This window comes from Enterobacter sp. UNJFSC 003, from assembly GCF_036903355.1.
Taxonomy (GTDB): domain Bacteria; phylum Pseudomonadota; class Gammaproteobacteria; order Enterobacterales; family Enterobacteriaceae; genus Enterobacter.
Genome location: NZ_JBAKHK010000083.1, coordinates 1 through 324, shown reverse-complemented (window position 1 = coordinate 324; position 324 = coordinate 1). Strand labels below are relative to the sequence as shown.

1 protein-coding gene is annotated in these 324 nt (G+C 57.1%); it reads right to left on the bottom strand.

The window, feature by feature from the left end; genetic code table 11:
- Nucleotides 1-324, bottom strand: a 324-nt coding sequence (locus V5P19_RS23195) for a proton-conducting transporter membrane subunit (RefSeq protein WP_334407873.1), incomplete at both ends; no start/stop codon positions are given.

Sequence of the window (324 nt, the reverse complement as noted above, 5' to 3'; positions counted from 1 at the left end):
CTGCAACGGCAACTGCGCAGATTTACCGACCGCACCGCCCAGCAGCATCAGCGTCGCCCACATCAGCATGTTATTGCCGTCAGCAAAGTGCGCTGGTGCCAGTTCCACCATTTCGCGGAAGTTCAGGGTGCCCAGTTCGTTGTAAAGAATGAACAGTGCGAAAGCGAGGAACACGTCACCCACACGGGTCACGACGAACGCTTTCATTGCCGCTGCGCCATTCTTCGGATCGGTGTAATAGAAACCGATCAGCAGATAGGAGCACAGGCCCACGCCTTCCCAGCCGAGGTACATCAGCAGCAGGTTGTCGGCAAGCACCAGAAC